The sequence below is a fragment of the Paenibacillus tepidiphilus genome (assembly GCF_008635795.1).
Taxonomy (GTDB): Bacteria; Bacillota; Bacilli; order Paenibacillales; family Paenibacillaceae; genus Paenibacillus_AQ; species Paenibacillus_AQ tepidiphilus.
The window spans coordinates 15,130-33,013 of the sequence record NZ_VWRQ01000028.1; the positions used below are offsets into that span (position 1 = coordinate 15,130).

General features: G+C 57.7%; 18 protein-coding genes and 1 riboswitch. Of the genes, 10 read left to right on the forward strand and 8 right to left on the reverse strand.

Annotation, left to right across the window (positions count from 1 at the left end; all coding sequences use genetic code 11):
• Positions 1-76 precede the first annotated feature (76 nt).
• Positions 77-1,918, reverse strand: a complete 1,842-nt coding sequence (locus tag F1379_RS25990) for a bifunctional diguanylate cyclase/phosphohydrolase (protein ID WP_239004817.1) — start codon at positions 1,916-1,918, stop codon at positions 77-79.
• Positions 1,919-2,132: 214 nt separating this feature from the next.
• Here F1379_RS25990 and F1379_RS25995 point away from each other — a divergent pair, with 214 nt between their 5' ends.
• The 8 genes from F1379_RS25995 to F1379_RS26030 all read left to right on the forward strand — a co-directional run bounded on the left by F1379_RS25995 (position 2,133) and on the right by F1379_RS26030 (position 9,728).
• Complete coding sequence (locus tag F1379_RS25995) at positions 2,133-2,453, forward strand: metal-sensitive transcriptional regulator (protein WP_239004826.1); 321 nt, start codon at positions 2,133-2,135, stop codon at positions 2,451-2,453.
• A 30-nt stretch (positions 2,454-2,483) separates the two neighbouring features.
• Positions 2,484-2,687, forward strand: a complete 204-nt coding sequence (locus tag F1379_RS26000) for a copper ion binding protein (RefSeq protein ID WP_150275389.1) — start codon at positions 2,484-2,486, stop codon at positions 2,685-2,687.
• Positions 2,688-2,801: 114 nt separating this feature from the next.
• Positions 2,802-5,255 (forward strand): heavy metal translocating P-type ATPase, encoded by a 2,454-nt coding sequence (locus tag F1379_RS26005; protein ID WP_150275390.1) that lies wholly within the window; start codon positions 2,802-2,804, stop codon positions 5,253-5,255.
• Between the two features lie 36 nt (positions 5,256-5,291).
• Entirely contained in the window at positions 5,292-6,062 is a 771-nt protein-coding gene (gene nfsA, locus F1379_RS26010) for an oxygen-insensitive NADPH nitroreductase (RefSeq protein WP_150275391.1), read from the forward strand.
• A 272-nt stretch (positions 6,063-6,334) separates the two neighbouring features.
• Positions 6,335-7,249 carry an ABC transporter ATP-binding protein gene (locus F1379_RS26015; protein WP_150275392.1) on the forward strand — a complete coding sequence of 305 codons (915 nt, stop codon included), beginning with the start codon at positions 6,335-6,337 and terminating at the stop codon, positions 7,247-7,249.
• Positions 7,246-7,980, forward strand: coding sequence for an ABC transporter permease (locus F1379_RS26020; protein WP_150275393.1), 735 nt, complete (start codon positions 7,246-7,248; stop codon positions 7,978-7,980). Before F1379_RS26015 ends, F1379_RS26020 begins: the two co-directional genes overlap by 4 nt.
• A 27-nt stretch (positions 7,981-8,007) precedes the next feature.
• Positions 8,008-9,129: a sensor histidine kinase gene (locus tag F1379_RS26025; RefSeq protein WP_239004818.1), complete on the forward strand. Its 1,122-nt coding sequence runs from the start codon at positions 8,008-8,010 to the stop codon at positions 9,127-9,129.
• Positions 9,126-9,728, forward strand: a complete 603-nt coding sequence (locus F1379_RS26030) for a response regulator transcription factor (protein WP_150275395.1) — start codon at positions 9,126-9,128, stop codon at positions 9,726-9,728. Before F1379_RS26025 ends, F1379_RS26030 begins: the two co-directional genes overlap by 4 nt.
• Positions 9,729-9,752: 24 nt before the next feature.
• On the opposite strand, the gene F1379_RS26035 is transcribed toward F1379_RS26030, so the two are convergent.
• From F1379_RS26035 to F1379_RS26065, 7 genes are all read right to left on the reverse strand, one after another.
• The gene (locus F1379_RS26035) at positions 9,753-10,325 is read right to left on the reverse strand and encodes a DUF5823 family protein (RefSeq protein WP_150275396.1); all 573 of its coding nucleotides are present in this window, start codon (positions 10,323-10,325) and stop codon (positions 9,753-9,755) included.
• 33 nt (positions 10,326-10,358) lie between these two features.
• Positions 10,359-11,240 (reverse strand): helix-turn-helix transcriptional regulator, encoded by an 882-nt coding sequence (locus tag F1379_RS26040; protein ID WP_150275397.1) that lies wholly within the window; start codon positions 11,238-11,240, stop codon positions 10,359-10,361.
• A 183-nt stretch (positions 11,241-11,423) separates the two neighbouring features.
• Positions 11,424-12,317, reverse strand: a complete 894-nt coding sequence (locus tag F1379_RS26045) for an ABC transporter ATP-binding protein (protein WP_203457181.1) — start codon at positions 12,315-12,317, stop codon at positions 11,424-11,426.
• 18 nt (positions 12,318-12,335) lie between these two features.
• Entirely contained in the window at positions 12,336-13,097 is a 762-nt protein-coding gene (locus F1379_RS26050) for an ABC transporter permease (protein WP_150275398.1), read from the reverse strand.
• The gene (locus F1379_RS26055) at positions 13,094-13,387 is read right to left on the reverse strand and encodes a thiamine-binding protein (RefSeq protein WP_150275399.1); all 294 of its coding nucleotides are present in this window, start codon (positions 13,385-13,387) and stop codon (positions 13,094-13,096) included. Before F1379_RS26055 ends, F1379_RS26050 begins: the two co-directional genes overlap by 4 nt.
• Before the next feature lie 70 nt (positions 13,388-13,457).
• Positions 13,458-14,522 carry an ABC transporter substrate-binding protein gene (locus F1379_RS26060; RefSeq protein ID WP_150275400.1) on the reverse strand — a complete coding sequence of 355 codons (1,065 nt, stop codon included), beginning with the start codon at positions 14,520-14,522 and terminating at the stop codon, positions 13,458-13,460.
• Between the two features lie 139 nt (positions 14,523-14,661).
• A riboswitch (TPP riboswitch) is annotated at positions 14,662-14,771 on the reverse strand.
• Between the two features lie 69 nt (positions 14,772-14,840).
• Positions 14,841-16,304 carry a hypothetical protein gene (locus F1379_RS26065; protein WP_150275401.1) on the reverse strand — a complete coding sequence of 488 codons (1,464 nt, stop codon included), beginning with the start codon at positions 16,302-16,304 and terminating at the stop codon, positions 14,841-14,843.
• A gap of 208 nt (positions 16,305-16,512) precedes the next feature.
• Between F1379_RS26065 and F1379_RS26070 the strand changes: the two genes are divergently transcribed.
• The gene (locus tag F1379_RS26070) at positions 16,513-16,953 is read left to right on the forward strand and encodes a pyridoxamine 5'-phosphate oxidase family protein (RefSeq protein ID WP_150275402.1); all 441 of its coding nucleotides are present in this window, start codon (positions 16,513-16,515) and stop codon (positions 16,951-16,953) included.
• A 258-nt stretch (positions 16,954-17,211) separates the two neighbouring features.
• Positions 17,212-17,883, forward strand: coding sequence for a response regulator transcription factor (locus F1379_RS26075; RefSeq protein ID WP_150275403.1), 672 nt, complete (start codon positions 17,212-17,214; stop codon positions 17,881-17,883).
• Position 17,884 lies beyond the last annotated feature (1 nt).

Below are 17,884 nucleotides of genomic sequence, written 5' to 3' on the forward strand. Positions count from 1 at the left end.
TTCTAAATTTTGCCGGATTGCTTCCGGCGTATACGCATAAGAAAAGCCGTTTCCTGAATGGGGAAACGGCATGCTTTTAAATTGCGGCCCTGGAGAGAGCCTGCTCTCTGTCTTCGATATACCGGATGAACAGCTCGGTCAGTTCCGGATCGAACTGGCTGCCAGCGCAGGACCGCAGCTCACAGATGGCTTCGGCAACCGATTTGGTGGGCTGGTATGGCCGCTCGGAAGTCATGGCATCATAGGAATCGATGATTGTCAGCATCCGGCACAGGCGCGGGATTTCCTCGCCCTTGAAGCCGTAAGGATAACCTTTGCCATCATACCGCTCATGATGCAGCTCGATATAAGGAGTGAGCTCCTTGTATTTTCCGCCGGTCAGCGCCATTTCCTTGCCCCAGGTCACATGCCATTTGACCATTTCCCATTCCTCGGGGGCCAGCTTGTCCTGCTTGTTGAGGATATTCCAGGGGATTTCGAGCTTCCCGATATCGTGAATCAGCGCGCCCAGCGAGAACTGCCGCTTGGTCAGATTGTCCAGCCCCAGCCGTTCGCTGATGTCCAGGGCATAGCGGAAGACCCGCTTGGAATGCTTGAAGGTCTCCCGGTCCTTGTACATGAACAGGCTTAGCTGCTGCTCGATATCACGCACATCCTGGCTGAAATCAAGCTCCTGCTCGAGCTGCGGCTGGTGGCCGTAAATATGCACCAGGTTCTTGCCCTGCCGCTTGGCGTAGTAGAGCGCCTGGTCCGCATGTTCCACCAGCTCGGATTTGGAATGGATATCCGGCTGATAACCGGCAATCCCCGCCGAGAAGGAAAGACAGCCCTGAGGGAAAATTTCCGTGCCTTCAAACGGCGAATTATTGAGCGAGCGGCGGAGCTTCTCCATGAACTGACCGGCGGCGGCCGTGTCATAACCCGGCATGAGCAAGGTGAACTCTTCCCCGCCGTAGCGGGACAGAATCATTCCGGTGCCTGCGGTCTCCTTGCTCAGCAGCTCGGCCAGGAATACGATAAGACCGTCCCCCTTCAAATGGCCGAAATGATCGTTATAGCGCTTGAAGTTGTCGATGTCAATCATGGCCAGTGACAGCGGATAACCCGCGCCCTGCTGGGATTTATGCATTTCCTCCTCCAGCGCGGTCTCGAAATAGCTGTGATTGTACAGCCCGGTACGCTGGTCGCGGTTGGCGCGGTCCTCAATGACGCGGTACATGCTGAACAGACGTTTGAAGGAATACGAGATGAAGGTGCTGAGGCAGAGAAACAACAGCAGCCCGACGAAATGATTATAGTACAGCAGTGTAGTCAGCACGAGCGAGAGCACCAATGTGCACAGATAAGCAAGAATCGTATCGGTTACCATGCCTTTGAGTGTATCGTACAGCTTCTCGCGGTGGACTATATAATGATAAAAGCCGATCAGCAGCAGATTCAGCATGAAATAGACCGCCATAGCGGCGACGTATGCGCCCAGATAGCTGGTCAGGAGCGGCCCCTGCCTGCCGCCGAGCATGGTGAAGAGCAGCGAAGCTGCCGTGATCATTATGCAGTATACGGCGAAATTAATAAGATGCCTCCATGGGGCGCCGCGCCGCTCGATCAACAGGGAGAGAATGGAGCAGCATAGCAGGGCCAGGAGCGTAAAAGACGTGCCGAAGACAAAGATTGCCGCCAAATATGCCGCCGAATCCAGCGAGAGTCCGTTGCCCTGCGGAGGAAGCTGAAATGCGAAGACGGTCAGAATCAGCGAGGCCGAGGACATGGCGGCAATCCACCCCCAGGTTACCGCAGACAAAGAAGCCAATTCCCTGATGCCGTATGCGGCGAACAAGCTGAAGCCTAACAGACATAGGGCCAGGGAGTATAGCTGGCCGCGGTGTTTCCGCAGTCTGCTGATAATTCGTGTGTGCACTGTTGCCGCTCCTTTCGAATGAGTGAGATATACAGAGCCCGGAGGGGGATAAACGGCCTCCGGAGCTAGGAGCATTATTTCGCTTTGAACCGGAAAAATTCCTGCTGACATGGCAGGACAGGTATACAAGACGCCTTGACATACCCATGGGGGGTATAATATAGTAGTGGTGAGGAGGCTGATTGCTATGGCGACAAATGAGAAAGCCCACGACATGGACTCCTGCGGGAATGGTTGTCCGCCTTCCGCTCCCGGTGCCCGCAAGAGCCATCATTCCCCGGAATTCAAGAGCGGGCTGACCACCCGGCTGAACCGGATTGAAGGCCAGATCCGCGGAATCAAGGGAATGATTGAACGCGATACGTATTGCGACGACGTACTCAACCAGCTGGCTGCGGTACAGGCTGCGCTGAACGGCGTCGGCAAGCTGCTGCTGGAAGGTCACATGAAGAGCTGCATTGTCGAGCGGATTGAGGCAGGAGAGCATGAGGTCATTGATGAATTGCTCATCACAGTCAATAAGCTGATGAAATAACAGATTTCTATTTAATGGAGGAGGATTTATATGTCTAACGCAACTTTAAATGTTGAGGGTATGTCCTGCGGTCATTGTGTCAGCGCAGTGGAGAAAGCGGTCAGCGGGGTCGGAGCATCGGCGAAGGTGGACCTGGCTGCCAAGACTGTAGCGGTGGAATACGATGAGAGCAAGGTAAGCCTCGGCGACATTACGGCAGCGATTGAGGATCAGGGCTACGACGTCGTTAAGTAAGACTGTAACTGTGCAGACTAAGGCTTGGAGCAGGGAACCGCTTAGGTTCTGAAGGCGCCAATGCCTTTTCTTTTCCTATAAAATATACCCTTAGGGGGTATGGAGGCGAGACACATGGCTCAAGTATCAGCAGCGGGAGAACGGCAAACGACGCTGCAAGTAACCGGTATGACCTGCTCTGCCTGCGCCGCCCGGATCGAGAAGGGCCTCTCCCGCATGGAGGGCATCTCCCGGGTCAATGTTAACCTGGCGCTGGAGCAGGCGACTGTAGGCTATGACCCCGCGGTGTCCGGCATTCCGCAAATCGAAGAGAAAATCCGTTCACTCGGCTATGATACGGTGAAGGAGGCAGCGGATTTTGATATCTCCGGTATGACCTGTGCGGCGTGCTCGGCGCGGATCGAGAAGACGCTGGGGCGGATGCCTGGAGTGTCGGCGGTAAATGTGAATCTGGCGCTGGAGACGGCCCATGTCGAATACAGTCCGGGCAATATCAGTACGGCCGACATCATCGACAAGGTGGGCAGCCTGGGCTACCGGGCGGCGCTGAAGCGTGACCGGGAGGAGACGGCGGACAGCCGCAGCAAGGAAATTGTGCGCAAGCGGAATAAGTGGATTGTCTCGGCGGTGCTGTCCTTCCCGCTGCTCTGGGCGATGGTTGCGCATTTCTCCTTCACCTCATGGATTCCGCTGCCTGGCCTGCTCATGAATCCCTGGTTCCAGCTGGCGCTGGCGACGCCGGTGCAGTTCATCATCGGCTGGCAGTTCTATGTCAGCGCCTATAAAGCGCTGAAGAACGGCAGCGCCAATATGGATGTGCTGGTGGCGCTGGGTACCTCGGCCGCGTATTTCTACAGCCTTTATCTGACAATCGACTCTCTGTCGATGAGCGGAATGCATCATACGGTGGAGATGTATTACGAGACCAGTGCGGTTCTTATTACGCTGATTCTGGTCGGCAAATGGTTCGAGGCGCTGGCCAAAGGCCGCTCCTCCGAGGCCATACGCAGCCTGATGGGGCTGCAGGCCAAGACCGCACTGGTCATCCGTGACGGGGCCGAGCTCAGCCTTCCGGTGGAAGAGGTGATTCCGGGGGATATCGTGCTGGTGAAGCCGGGTACCAAGGTGCCGGTGGACGGCGAGGTGGTTGAAGGGCTGTCCTCCGTGGACGAATCCATGCTGACCGGCGAGAGCATCCCGGTAGAGAAGAAGCCGGGCGATCATGTCATCGGCGCTACCATCAACAAGAACGGCATGCTGAAGATCAAGGCCCGCAAGGTTGGACGCGATACGGCGCTGGCACAGATTATCCGCGTGGTGGAGGAGGCCCAGGGCTCGAAGGCGCCAATCCAGCGGATTGCCGACCGTATTTCCGGCATCTTCGTGCCGATTGTCGTAGGGATTGCAACGGTCACTTTCATCATCTGGTATATCTGGGGAGCGCCGGGTCAATTCCCGGAGGCCCTGGAGAAAGCGATCGCCGTGCTGGTCATCGCCTGTCCCTGCGCTCTGGGGCTGGCGACGCCGACCTCCATTATGGCCGGCTCCGGGCGCGCTGCCGAGTTCGGCATCCTGTTCAAGGGCGGCGAGCATCTGGAAGCGGCTCAGGCCATCCGGACCGTGGTGCTCGACAAGACCGGTACTGTAACGAGCGGCAAGCCGGTACTGACCGATATTGTCACCACGACAGGGATTGCGGCGCATGGCAAGGCCGCTGCCGAGAACCGGCTGCTCTCGCTCACCGCAGCGGCGGAGAAGCTGTCCGAGCATCCGCTGGCCGAGGCAATTGTAGCGGGAGCGGTGCAGCGGGGACTGGACCTGCCGGCGGCGGGGCAGTTCGAAGCGGTGCCGGGCCGCGGCATTATGGCCGTGGTCGACGGGCAGGAGGTCCGTGTGGGTACACGGCGGATGATGGAGGAGAACGGTGCGGATACTGCCCCGTGGGGCGGTCTGATGCAGAAGCTGGAGCAGGAAGGCAAGACAGCGATGCTGGTATCGGTGGCAGGAGAGGTCGCCGGCATCGTGGCGGTGGCCGATACGATCAAGGAGACCTCAAGGGCCGCTGTCGCCAGACTGCATGGTATGGGCATAGAGGTGGTGATGATCACCGGCGACAACAAGCTGACGGCGAAGGCAATCGCCGATCAGGCGGGTATCCACACCGTGCTGGCGGAGGTGCTGCCTGAAGGCAAGGCCGCCGAGATCCGCCGGCTGCAGGAGGGCGGCCGCAAGGTGGCGATGGTCGGCGACGGCATCAACGATGCTCCGGCCCTGGCCACGGCCGACACCGGAATGGCCATCGGCACCGGCACCGATGTGGCCATGGAGGCGGCGGATGTTACGCTGATGCGGGGAGACCTCATGAGCATCCCGGACGCCATCCTGATGAGCCGCAAGACGATGCGCAATATTAAGCAGAATTTGTTCTGGGCGCTCGCTTACAATACAATTGGTATACCGATAGCTGCTCTCGGCTTTCTGGCTCCATGGCTCGCCGGTGCGGCCATGGCCTTCAGCTCCGTCTCGGTGGTGCTGAATGCGCTGCGGCTGCAGCGGGTGAAACTGTAAGAGAAGCAGCTTACCTTTGTAAGGAGTGATTAGACGATGAGCAATGAGAATCAGGCTAACCCTGCCGCGAATGAAACCCTTGAGCTGCTGATGCAGCATGCATCTGTGCGCAAGTATCAGGACCGCCCGGTCGGCGAGGATACGCTTGCCGCCATTATCGGTGCGGCGCAGATGGCGTCCACCTCCAGCAATGTCCAGGCTTACAGCGTGATTGCGGTAACCGATCCGCAGCAGAAGGCGCAGCTGTCCGCCCTCTCCGGGAACCAGGCCTACATTGAGGAGTGTCCGGTGTTCCTGATCTGGTGCGCCGATCTATACCGGCTGCATGAAACGGCCGGACCGCAGCTTCCGGACGGAGGTACCTTCGATACGACGGAGAACTTCATCGTCGCTACCGTCGATGCCGCGCTGGCTGCACAGAATGCGGCCGTTGCCGCCGAGTCGCTGGGCCTCGGCATCGTGTACATCGGCGGTGTCCGCAATAACATCGCCGAGCTGTCCGAGCTGCTCGGTCTGCCGGAGCTGGTCTACCCGGTCTTCGGCATGTGCCTTGGCTATCCGGAAGGGCCGGCGGGTATCCGGCCGCGGCTGCCGCTGGAAGGCGTGCTGCACCGGGGCCGCTACGAGAAGGAGAAGACGGCCGCGCAGGTGGCCGTCTACGACGAGGTCTCGAAGGAGTATATGCTGAAGCGCAGCGGCGGCAAGATGGATACGCCGTGGTCGGCGATGATGGTCAAGCGCTTCGCCGAGCCGTCACGGCTGCACATGAAGGAATATCTGCTCAGCAAAGGGTTTATGCAGCGCTAGAATATGAATGGTTCCATAAGGGGGCCCGTCCCGGCATGATGATGCCGGGACGGGCCCCCTTGATTTCCCGCAGGTATGCTGCTTACTCCCTGTTAAACCGGTGCAGCGGGTATTTGCAGGCTGGCTTAAGACAGAAGCTGGATTACCGAATCGGCATCCCGAATAGAAGCCGGGTGACAGTTGTCATCTCAAAGTAATGACAGCCCCAACTAAAGCCGGTCCGTTCCTGCCTCTACAATAGACTTATAGCGAGATAACGGGAGGAACAACACATGGAACAGGTCATTGAAGTCAGCAATGTCAGCAAGAGCTTCCGGGACAAGCAGGCGCTCCGCAGCATCAGCTTCGGTGTGCCCAAGGGTTCGGTAACCGCTATACTCGGTCCGAACGGTGCGGGCAAGACGACGCTGCTCTCCATCCTGCTTGGGTTGCAGGAGCCGTCCGCCGGAACGGCCAAGGTGTTCGGGCTGCCGCCGCAGCATCAGGCGGTCCGGGCGAGGACCGGAGCGATGCTCCAGGAGGTCAGCGTATTGGACCGGCTGAAGGCCGGGGAGATCATCGAGCTTGTGCGCGGATACTATCCGCATCCGGTGGATACCGCGCTGCTGCTGGAGGCTTCGGGCCTTGCGCCCGGGGACCTGCGGCGCTATGCGGAGAAGCTGTCCGGCGGCCAGAAGCGATCCCTGGGCTTTGCCCTGGCGCTGGCCGGCAATCCCGATCTGCTGTTCTTCGACGAGCCTACGGTGGGACTGGATACAGTAGCGCGGCGCCGCTTCTGGGAGAGGGTCCGGTTTCTGGCGGGCCAGGGCAAGACCGTTTTATTCACCACGCATTACCTGCAGGAAGCGGAGGATTATGCGGACCGTATTCTGCTCTTCAGCGGCGGAATGCTGGCAGCCGACGGAAGTCCCGCCGAGATCAAGTCCAGAATCGCGAAGCGCTCGCTGTCCTTCCGGCCGGCCGGCGATCCCCGTCTGCTCCGTGAACAATTGCTGCAGCTGCCCGCGATACAAGGCGTCGAGGAGCATGAGGGGCGGCTGGTCGTGAGGGCGGAGAATGCGGACGAGGCGCTGCGGCTGATTTTTGCCGGAGGATTGGGCGTTAGAGATATTCTTGTAGAACAGGGCAGCCTGGAGGAGGCCTTTGAGCAATTGACATTGAACCCGGGGGAGGGTGTTCGTTCATGAAACTCATTATAGGGCAATGCAAAGCCGAACTGCTGCGGATTTTCCGCAACCCGTATTTTATCTTCTGGTCGCTGGCGATGCCGATCCTGTTCTATTTCCTGTTCACACGGGTCATCAACACAGGTGCGGAGGATGCAGGAGAGTGGCGGGCGCATTACTTGATGTCGATGGCCGCATTCAGTGTAATGGGCTCATCCATTATGACGCTGGGCATCCGGCTCGTGCAGGAGCGGAACCAGGGCTGGAATACATATATCCGGATTACGCCGCTGCCGGCCTATGCCTTTTTTCTCGGTAAAATGGTCGGCCAGACGGCGGTGCATGTGTTCTCGGTTATCTGTATTTTTGCTGCGGGATATGTGAACGGTGTGGAGCTGTCCTCCGGACAGTGGATCTTCAGCGGTTTGTGGATTGTCGCGGGCTCGCTGCCGTTTCTGGCGCTCGGTACACTGATTGGAATGATGAAGCGGGTGGACACGGCAAGCGGTGTCAGCAATGTGCTGTACATGGGTCTGGCGATAGCGGGCGGCATGTGGATGCCGCTGGAGATTCTGCCGAAGACGGTGCAGGAGATCGGGCACTGGCTGCCCTCCTACAATTACGGGAGCGGGGCATGGGCCATTGTGCGCGGAGACCATCCGCAAGGAGCGGTGATCCTGATTCTGGGCGGCTATCTGGCTCTGTTTATGATATTATCGGTGTATCTACGACACAAACAGAGAGCGGTGTAATCGCCAATGACAGCGAGGAAGTTTCGCTTGTTTCCGTCCAAACAAGGGTTCTTCCCTTACGTGTGGCTACTGTATCTGCTGATGCCGGCGCTTAATCTGAGGGGCGAGCAGGGGCTCAAGCTGCTGCTTGGCGTGCTGATTCTGGCGGTGTTCGCCGTTACTTACCGGCAGCTGTACTGGGCCAGAGGCAGGGCGTTTGACCTGTGGCTGACGCTGCAGCTGCTGCTCATTGTAGTGCTGAGCCTGTTCTACAGTCCTTATAATATTTATATGGGTTACTTCGCTTCCAATTTTGTCGGCTGGTATTCGGAGTTTCACGATTTCCGCAGAGCGTATGTCCTGTACGCCGTCATCATGCTGGGTACAGTTGCGGCTGCCGTCTGGAATTTTCCGCTGGAAGATCTGCTGTATCTGCTGCCGTTTCTTGTCATTATGCTGGCCTTTCCGTTCGGCGCCCGCTCGCTAAGCCGCAAGCAGGCGCTGGAGCTGAAGCTGGAGCAGGCCAACAAAGTCATCAAGGAGCTGGTGCAGCGGGATGAACGGATGCGGATTGCCCGCGATCTGCACGATACGATGGGGCATACCCTTTCGCTGCTGACGCTCAAGAGCCAGCTCGTGGAGAAGCTGGCTCTGAAGCAGCCGGAGCGTGCGGCGGAGGAGGCGCGGGAGATTCAGCGCATCTCCCGGGCCGCGCTCCGGCAGGTGCGTGAGCTGGTATCGGATATGCGCGCCGTGACGCTGGCCGAGGGGCTGGCGGAGGCGGGCGAGATGCTGCGTTCCGCAGAGATTGCCCTCGAGACCGAGGTCGAGCCGGATCATGACGGTCTGTCTGACCTGTCGCAGAACATACTCAGTCTCTGCCTTAAGGAGGCGGTGACGAATATTGTGAAGCACAGCGGGGCGACCCGCTGCCGGCTGGGGCTTGAGCTTCTCACAGGCGAGGTGCGCATGACCATATGCGACAACGGAGTCGGTCTGGCGGGACGCCGGGAGGGTAACGGCCTTAAGGGAATGGCTGAGCGTTTATCCCTGGTGGACGGCTCGCTTACGGTGGATGCGCCGTCTGGCGATTCAGGACTTAAGGGAACATGCCTGACGGTTGTCATTCCCAGAGTGGTCAAAGAGAGAGAGGAGGGCCTGGCCCGATGATACGCATTGTAATCGCCGAGGACCAGCGGCTGCTGCGCGGTGCGATGGCTTCACTGCTCAGTCTGGAAGAGGATCTGGAGGTTGCGGGAGAAGCCGCCGACGGCGCGGAGGCGCTGGAGCTGATCGGCAGACTGCAGCCGGATGTGGCGCTGCTCGATATTGAAATGCCGCTGAAGAGCGGACTGGAAGTGGCGGAAACGCTCCAGTCGGCGGGGAATCCGGCGAAAGTGATTATTCTGACAACCTTCGCCCGTCCGGGTTATTTCGAGCGCGGTGTGAAGGCCGGCATTCAAGGCTACCTGCTTAAGGATGAGCCGGTGGACAAGCTGGCCGAGGCAATTCGGCGGGTGATGGACGGACGGCGGGAGGTGTCGCCGGAGCTGGCCTTCGGCAGTCTGCGCGAAGAGAACCCGCTTACGGAACGCGAACGCGACATTCTGAAGCTGGCCGGAGAAGGGCTCTCGGCCGGGGAGATCGCCTCCGGCCTGCATCTCTCGTACGGGACCGTCCGTAACTACATCTCCGAGATTCTCGGCAAGCTGGAGGTGAAGAGCCGGATTGAAGCGGTGCGGCTGGCGGAAGAGAAGGGCTGGATATAGACTGCGGTCCTCTGGTAGCGGCCGCTACACCGTACTCTTCTCAGTAAGGGGCGAAGCTTCTTCCTCCTCAAAGTGATAGAGAATCAGCATAAGAATAGAGACGGCAACAATCATCGTCACCATAAAAGCTCTGGAAGCCAGGAACATAGCCTCTGTTAATGGCAGCAGCCAGTAAAAGCACAGGCTGTTGGCGGTAAGGGCCAGCGCCAGCATCAGCAGGAAGCGCCGGTCTTTGTCGTTGACTTTTTTTCGCAGCAATAACTTAAGGCCTTCAGTCGCTACATAAGCTGTTGTGATGATCAGTGATATGAAAGCATGCGCCATACCGGAAGAACGGATAAAAGCATCCTCAATGATGAAGGCGAAAAATTTGGACAACAGGATTCCTGCGAGGATAAGCACTGCAAAGCCTGCTGTACCCTCAGCGAAATAGACAGCAAAGCCTTTGCCGGTCTTGAAGTAACGGTAGGTGACCGTTAACTGGATGATTTGCACTGCAAGCAGCAGTACAATCCACCGGTAATAAAGCGCCGGCAAATCTCCGGAGAGCAAGTCGATCAGATAATTTACCACAGTCCGGACCGTTTCGATAACCATGCACAATTCTCCTCTTCTCTCACCGCTTACCGGCTACTCTTCAAAAGACAGATTGACAGGCTCGTCCAATAGCTCCTGCGTATAATCGAGATTCGTAGTCGGCGTACTGTCGTCCACCTCATCGAACCTGAGCCCATCCACCCAAACCTGGCCGCGTCCGGACAGGATGACCCCGAAGGAAATGATGGTGCTGTTGTCCGGCACGTCTAATACAATGGCATAATGGTTCCATTCGGTATCGCCGGAAATGGGGCGGTTGCTCATATTATCAAATTGCACGATGTCACCAAGGTTATTGTCCACCCTCATCCAGAAGCCGCAGAAGACGCTGACCCGCGCAGATTTTATGAATCCCGAGAGCCGGATCCGTTTGCCTACATAGTTATCCGCTTTAAACTGCTGCATCATCGTGGCGAATTCATCATTGGCTTCAACTGTAGCTGATTTTAAGAACCCGGATGCCCTTCCTTTATGAAAATTCTTAGGGTCCAGGCCCATCGTGTAATTGAACGGATGACTGCCGCTTAAGAACCAGCCTTTGACCGTTTCCTCCTGTTTCATTCCAGCTTCCTCCTCTTGATTAATCAGGCTGCCGATAATTCTCCGGTATTGCCCCGGCGGCAGGCGATAATATTTTTTGAAGGCCCGGGTGAACGATTCCTGGCTTTCAAACCGGTAATGGACCGCAATTTCAATGATTTTCTCGTTGGTGTACAGCAGAATATTGGCGGCATTGGCGATTCGGCGGTAGCGGATATACTCCGATAACGTCACACCTACTTCTTTTTGAAAGATGCGATGGTAATGATACTTGGAAAAGCCGATGTATTTGGCAATGCCCTCCAGTGACAGCTCTTCGTGAAGATTGGTTTCGATGTACCCGATTGTCTGCTGGATCATCGCGCTGTAATTCATGGTCTCACCCCCTCTAACCAGAAGCTTATCAGAATCACGCCGCCTTTTTTTGACTTTTGTTGCTCTTCTTCAATTGCCGGTCACAGGTTCGCCGTATGAAAAAAGCCCTGCCCTCCGGATTATCCGGAGGCAGGGCTTCGCAGATTAGATAGCGGCTGTGCCGATAATGGTAGTGCCGCCGGATTAGTTCCGTCCCTTGGCCTGCTCCTCGCGCATCCACTGCGAGAGCTGACGCCTCATCTGCAGGAACTCGGGCGTATCGGTGATCTCCTCGCGCCGCGGCCGGGGGAAGGGAACGTCCACGCTGTGGAGAACGGAGCCGGGACGCCCGGAGAACACATAGATGCGGCTGGAGAGCAGCAGCGCTTCTTCGATGTTGTGGGTGATGAACAGCACGGAGCGGCGGTTCTCCTCCCACAGCTCCAGCAGCCAGCGCTGCATGTCGCTGCGCGTCAGCGCATCCAGCGCGCTGAACGGCTCGTCGAGCAGCATCAGCTCCTGCGGTGCGAGCAGGGCACGCAGGAAGGCCGCGCGCTGCTGCATGCCGCCCGACAGCATGTGCGGGTAGGCCTTCTCGAAGCCGCCGAGCCCGACCTTAGTCAGCCAGCGGCGGGCGTTCTCCCGCGCTGCGGCCTGCGGCTCGCCCATCAGCTCACCGGCGAGCAGGACATTGTCCTCGATGCTGCGCCAGGGGAACAGCGCGGGCTGCTGCGGCATGTAGCTGATGTTGCCGCGCTGCCCGGTGACGGTTTGGCCGTTCATGCTCACCGTTCCGCTGTCCGGCAGCGTCAGGCCGCCGATAATATGGAACAGGGTGCTCTTGCCGCAGCCGGAAGGCCCGACGATGGAGACGAATTCCTGCTGCCGGACCGTCAGCGAGACCTGATTCAGCACAGGTGTTGTGCGGCGGCGGTGGGTAAATGCTTTGGAGACGTCCTTGACCTCCAGGGCGGGCGGCGGTGTCTGCAGAATGTCCGATCCGCCAGCTCCGGCTCCGGAGGGGAGCGGGTTCTTCTGCAAGCCCGGGGAATCGCCCGTCCTGGAGGCGGAGTTCAGAGCCTCGGTAAATGATGTCATATCAGTTCTGTCCCCTCTTTAGGTTTGTTTACCCGGCTTCCAGCGTACCAGCCACTTCTCCAGTAAAGTAATGATTGCAAAGAGCGCCAGACTGAGCAGCACGATGATGGCAATGGCGATAAATACGCGGTCGGTGCGGTAAGCGGAATGCTGCAGCAGCATGTAATAGCCGATGCCCTTGTCCGAGCCGATCCATTCGGCGACCACGGCACCCATCACCGCATAGGTAGCGGAGATTCGCACGCCGGAGAACAGCGAGGGCAGCGAGCCCGGCAGCTCCAGCTTGCTGAAGATCTGCCACTTGCTGGCCCCGGCCATCTTCATATAATTCAGCATGACCCGGTCGCTCTGGGCGAGCCCGCCCATGGCGGCCACGGCTACCGGGAAGAAGCAGACGAGCGTAATCAGCACGACCTTCGGCAGGAGGCCGAAGCCGAACCAGATGATCAGCAGCGGGCCGAGCGCGATGGTCGGGATATTCTGGCTGAGGATCAGCAGCGGATATATCGCCCGCTTGAGGCCGGGCAGCAGATGCAGCAGCAGCGCGACAATCAGGCCCACCGTCGTCCCTACCGGGAAGCCGATCAGGGTCAGGCGCAGCGTAGCCGCCGTATGCTTCCACAGCCCGGGAGTGTTACCCGCGGCTTCACTGGCAATGGCGGCCGGTCCGGGCAGAATCCAGGCTTCGATGTGAAACAGGGACACCGCCAGCTGCCACCCGCCCAGAAAAAGAACGACCGCCACTAAGGGCGGCCAGACTTGACTCCAGTACGATTTCACGGCCGGTATTTCTCCGTCAGCTTCTCCATGCTGATGCCTTGCGGGTTGTGGGCGATTTTGATCTGGGAGATGACGCTGGGGCTTCCGGCTTCGATCAGCGCTTCATGCATCTGCCGCACCACTTCCAGCAGCTCCGTTATGTCGCCCTCCATCGTCGTTTCCAGCGGGTTGACCTGATGCTTCACGCCGGAGTTCTGAATCACCTCGATCGCTTTATCGACATAGGGAATCGAGTCCTCGTTGTTCGGTGTCTTGGGAATCACTTGAATGCTGAGCAAAGTGTTGGCCATGTGGATTCATCCTCTCATTTATATAGTAGGTCAGGGTCTTCCTATAGTTTGGGGTCTCACGACTGTAAGGTCAGCTGCCCGGCAAAAAATCATTGGTGAACGCGGCATCCGCATCCAGCGGCTGCTCCAGGAGCTTCAGCCCGTACATCCAGTCGGCGTAATTCTTCCAGATCTCGGCTTTCTGCTCGCCCCAGCGGGCGGCATCGTCCTTGTATTTCGGACTCAGCCATTCCTGGCTGGCCTTGACCAGCTCCGGATCAAGATCCGGTACGGCCTTGATCAGAATATCCGCAGCCTCCGCCGGATTGGCAACGGCATACTCATAACCCTTGGTCGTCGCCGCCAGGAAGGCCTTCACCAGCTCCGGCCGCTCGGCGATTTCCTTCTCGCTGGTGGTCAGCACCGGCGTGTAGTAATCGAGCTGCGGCGCATAGTCCTTCAGGTACAGCATGTCGAGCGGCTCGCCGCGCAGCTCGGCTTCTATGCCGGTCCAGGCGTAGAATACCCACGCGAAATCAATATCGCGCTTCACGGCGGTGAAATAGTCGGCCTCCCCGATATTGATGATCTTTACCTTCGAGACATCGCCGCCCACCGGGTCCATGATCGCTTTCATGGCCGCTTCTTCGGCGGGTGAGCCCCAGCCGCCGTACGTCTTGCCTTCGAAATCCTTCGGCGACTTGAGATTGCGGTCCTTCGGTCCGGCGAAGCCGGAGGTATTATGCTGAATGACTGCAGCGATAGAGACAAGCGGCACGTTCTGCAGGCGGGCCAGCGTGAGCGCTTCCTGGGCGCTTACGCCAAAAGCCGCTTCGCCGGAGGCGACCATCGTGTCTGCGCCGGCCGCGCCGGGCTGCACGATTTCCACGTCCAGGCCTTCCTCTTCATAATAGCCCAGCTCCTTGGCCGCGTACAGGCCGGTGTGGTTCGTGTTCGGTGTCCAGTCGAGTGCCACCTTGATCTTGGTCAGCTCCTGCGGAGCCGCAGTGGCGTCCCCTGCATCCGCCGCAGGCGAAGCGCTGCTCCCGCCCGGCGTATTTGCCGTATTGCTTCCGCCTCCGTTATTTCCACAGCCGGCCATCACGGCAGCCAGCAGCAGGACGAGGCAGAGGGTGAATGCCTTTTTGACTCCCATAGCTTCTCTTCTCTCCTTCTTGGCAACCCCTATTCTTCCAAGTTCCGAATATACCCATACACAAAAAGCGTCCCGATTCATCGGGACGCTTGCGTAGTCGCACAGTGCTGGTCGCTGCGGTCTCAAATATTAAGGCCACAGGCGCTAAAGCGAAATTCCTACGCTGGCATTATCCAGATCAGGTATAAGGGTCAGTATCTTATGGGATACAATCTCAGCCGGCCTATTCCAGCACCCCTGGTTCTATGAAGTTCTCGGGTATTGCTTGTTACGGTGTATTATAGACGGCGCTTCCGTGATTTGTCCAGACCCATCTTGCTACTCATCGCTCTCCATCCGCTTCCTGTGCCGCCTGCGGATGCTGGTATACAGCTCCTTGGCCGTCAGGAACAGACTGACAGAAATCCCGATAAAGGTCACAGCCAGCGCCAAGTATTCGAATGGGGAGTATTCCAGCAGCTTGCTCCAGTCGATAGGATTCTTCAGGTCCTCAATGACCTGGTTCATTCCATAAATCCCGCTCACCACGGTGAAAATGGTCAGGATCATCAGCAGGGTATCGCGGCGCCTTGCCTGGTATTTCTCCTGGTATTGAAACAGGTCATCCAGCGTCATTTTGACTTCATCAAACAAGGCATCGTTGCCGTACACCTTGCGCACCTGGAAGAAAATCTCCCGGCCCTGGGACTGCGAAATCAGCTCCATAAAATAAAATTTGGCCGAAAATTTATTAATCAGAAAGATCAGATCCTCAATCGCGTCATAATCATGGTCGATACGCAGGCGGGAGTGCAGGGTGGCCAGCTTCAGCAGAACGATTTTGTGAAAGAGGTTCAAGAGCAGCCCGTAGTAATACTCACCGTACATCTGATTGGCCAGTTCAGTGGCGACCTTCCGCTCCGTCCGGGTCAGGCAGCAAAAGGTTTGTTCGTTGGTCATATAGTAGGTGTCGGGACCCCAGCGGTTGTAGGAATGCTCACGGCAGTAGTTCTCGATGTACCCGGGATCACTGGCGCTGGCATACGGTTTGCCGTCCTCATTAATACCATCCAGCTGGGAGGCGCGGTACCGCATATTAAGCGTCAGTTCGTCAGGGTTGTCAGTGCGGTTGATGCCGTAAAAAGCCTGGACCATCATCCGCTCATCAACGAAGAAGGGCAAGGTTTCGAAATAAGCCCCGCCCAGCTCTTCCGCATCCAGAAAAGACTCCAGACCGTCGGCAAGATTGCGCAGAACGAAATCCTCCACCTGCTCAAAAGTATGATCGCCGCAGCGGATACGGGACTGCTTATCCCGGGTAGACACATCCTCCAGCGTGCGGAAGCGGTCGGCGAACTCCAGCGCCAGGCTGAAAGGCAGGTCCTCTTGTTCAAGCTGCACACGCACCGTCAGGAATCCCAGCTGGAACGGACAGACAAACACATCGGTTGAGTGCACCCGGAAGGGGATATCCTGCCCTCTCAGCTCCAGACAGCAGGCCAGATCATTGGCGCGCGAGAAGCGGCGGAAGGAGTCGGCGGCTTTTTCGCGGGGGAACAGCACATGAGCGGCAAAGGGGAGATAGCTGCGCTCCATTTTTTCATGGGAAACACAGTAGCCTTCCCCGTAAAAAGCATCCTCCAGTTTCTTGTTATCGAGGAAAAAGGGGATAAAACCGTCCTCCTTGAGCTTTCCGATCAGTCCCTTGTTCTGGCCGTCTTTAATGGAGAAAGGAAAAATAAACTGCAGCAAAGCCGTATGCAGTGTGGATTCTGATTCTGTAGTGATTGTGGATTCGTTCACAGGCGCACCGCCTTATACACAGGATTTACATCATTTATTCGTACTGGAATGACCGGGCGGCGTTCATGAATTTGCCCCGGATTCATTCGGCAAGGAGCGGGTACACTATTATAAACACAGTTTGCCGAGCAATAAAAGTTCAGGAGTATTTCAAGCCGCGGGCAAGAGGCTGTACTGTTGCCCCGATACGAAAGGAGCTATTTGGCCCATGGATCAGAAAGCGCTGGAGCAGACGATCATCAAGACGCTGGACGACAACAAGTTCGGGTCCTTCGGCACCATTGAAGCCGGCAACAAACCGAAGGTGCGTTACATGGCTGTTTTTCATGACGGGCTGAGTGTTTATCTCGCGACCGACCGCAAGACGCACAAGGTGGAAGAGCTGGAGAATAACCCTCATGTCTTCTTGCTGCTGGGATATGAGCAGGGCGGCGGCAAGGATGTGCTGGAGATTGAAGCGACGGCTGCCGTAACCAAGGATAACGGGCTGCGCGCGAAGGTATGGAACGCGTCGCTGGAGAAGTGGTTCAGCGGTCCGGAAGATCCTGATTATGTCATTCTGGAGTTAACGCCGACACGGATAGAATATATGGGTCAAGATAAGGAGCATGGCGTGTGGCAGCCGCCGTCTCACGTATCCGGGAAATAATCCGGGAGAAGCCGTCTTCATCGCCCTGACCGGGGGGAAGGCGGCTTTTGTTATTCATTCCGGAAAGCGCAGCTTGGATTTCATGCCAAGCAGCTGAAAAGGTATCCCTCCAAGAGCCCGCTTTGCGGGTTTTTTCGTGTCCTGAGCCAGCAGTGCTGGCCGCCGGGACTCTCTGCTGCCCGATGGTAGCACCCTGGTTGACCATGCTATAATGGGGCATCACAAACCGGACTGGCAGGAAAGGAATGAAGCAGATCCATGAGCGTTACGCTGTTATATGTAGAGGATGACCGGGAGATCGGGAGCGCTGTATCCGCCGACCTGCGCGAGCGGGAATACGCCGTACGCTGGCTGGAGAGCGGAGAAGGGGCGGTGGAAGCGGCCGCAGGCTGTCAGCTGGCGATTCTCGACGTGATGCTGCCCGGCCTTGACGGCTTCACCGTCGGCCAGCGGCTGAAGCGCGCCTACCCGGAGCTGCCGGTGCTGATGCTGACCGCCCGCGCTTCCATAGACGACAAGCTGCAGGGGCTGGATTTCGCCGACGATTATGTGACGAAGCCGTTCCACCCCGATGAGCTGGCTGCACGGATTGAGGTGCTTCTCCGGCGCAGCGGGGCTTCGGCAGCGGTGCCGCTGCAGCTGAAGCATCTGCTGGTGGCGGACGGCGGCCAGCGGATTACCGATGCTGAAGGTAAGGAGATTGTCCTTACCGGCAAGCAGTTTCAAATCTTCTCTTATCTGCTCCGGCATTTGGGGCAGATACTGACCAAGGAGCAAATCTATGAAGCCGTGTGGGGCGAGCCTTACCTTGAAGGCGACAAGACACTGATGGTACATATCCGCTATCTGCGTGAGAAGCTGGAGCTCGATCCGGGGGTCCCGGAGATTATTGAAACTGTGCGGGGCATCGGCTACCGGGTGAGGGCATGAA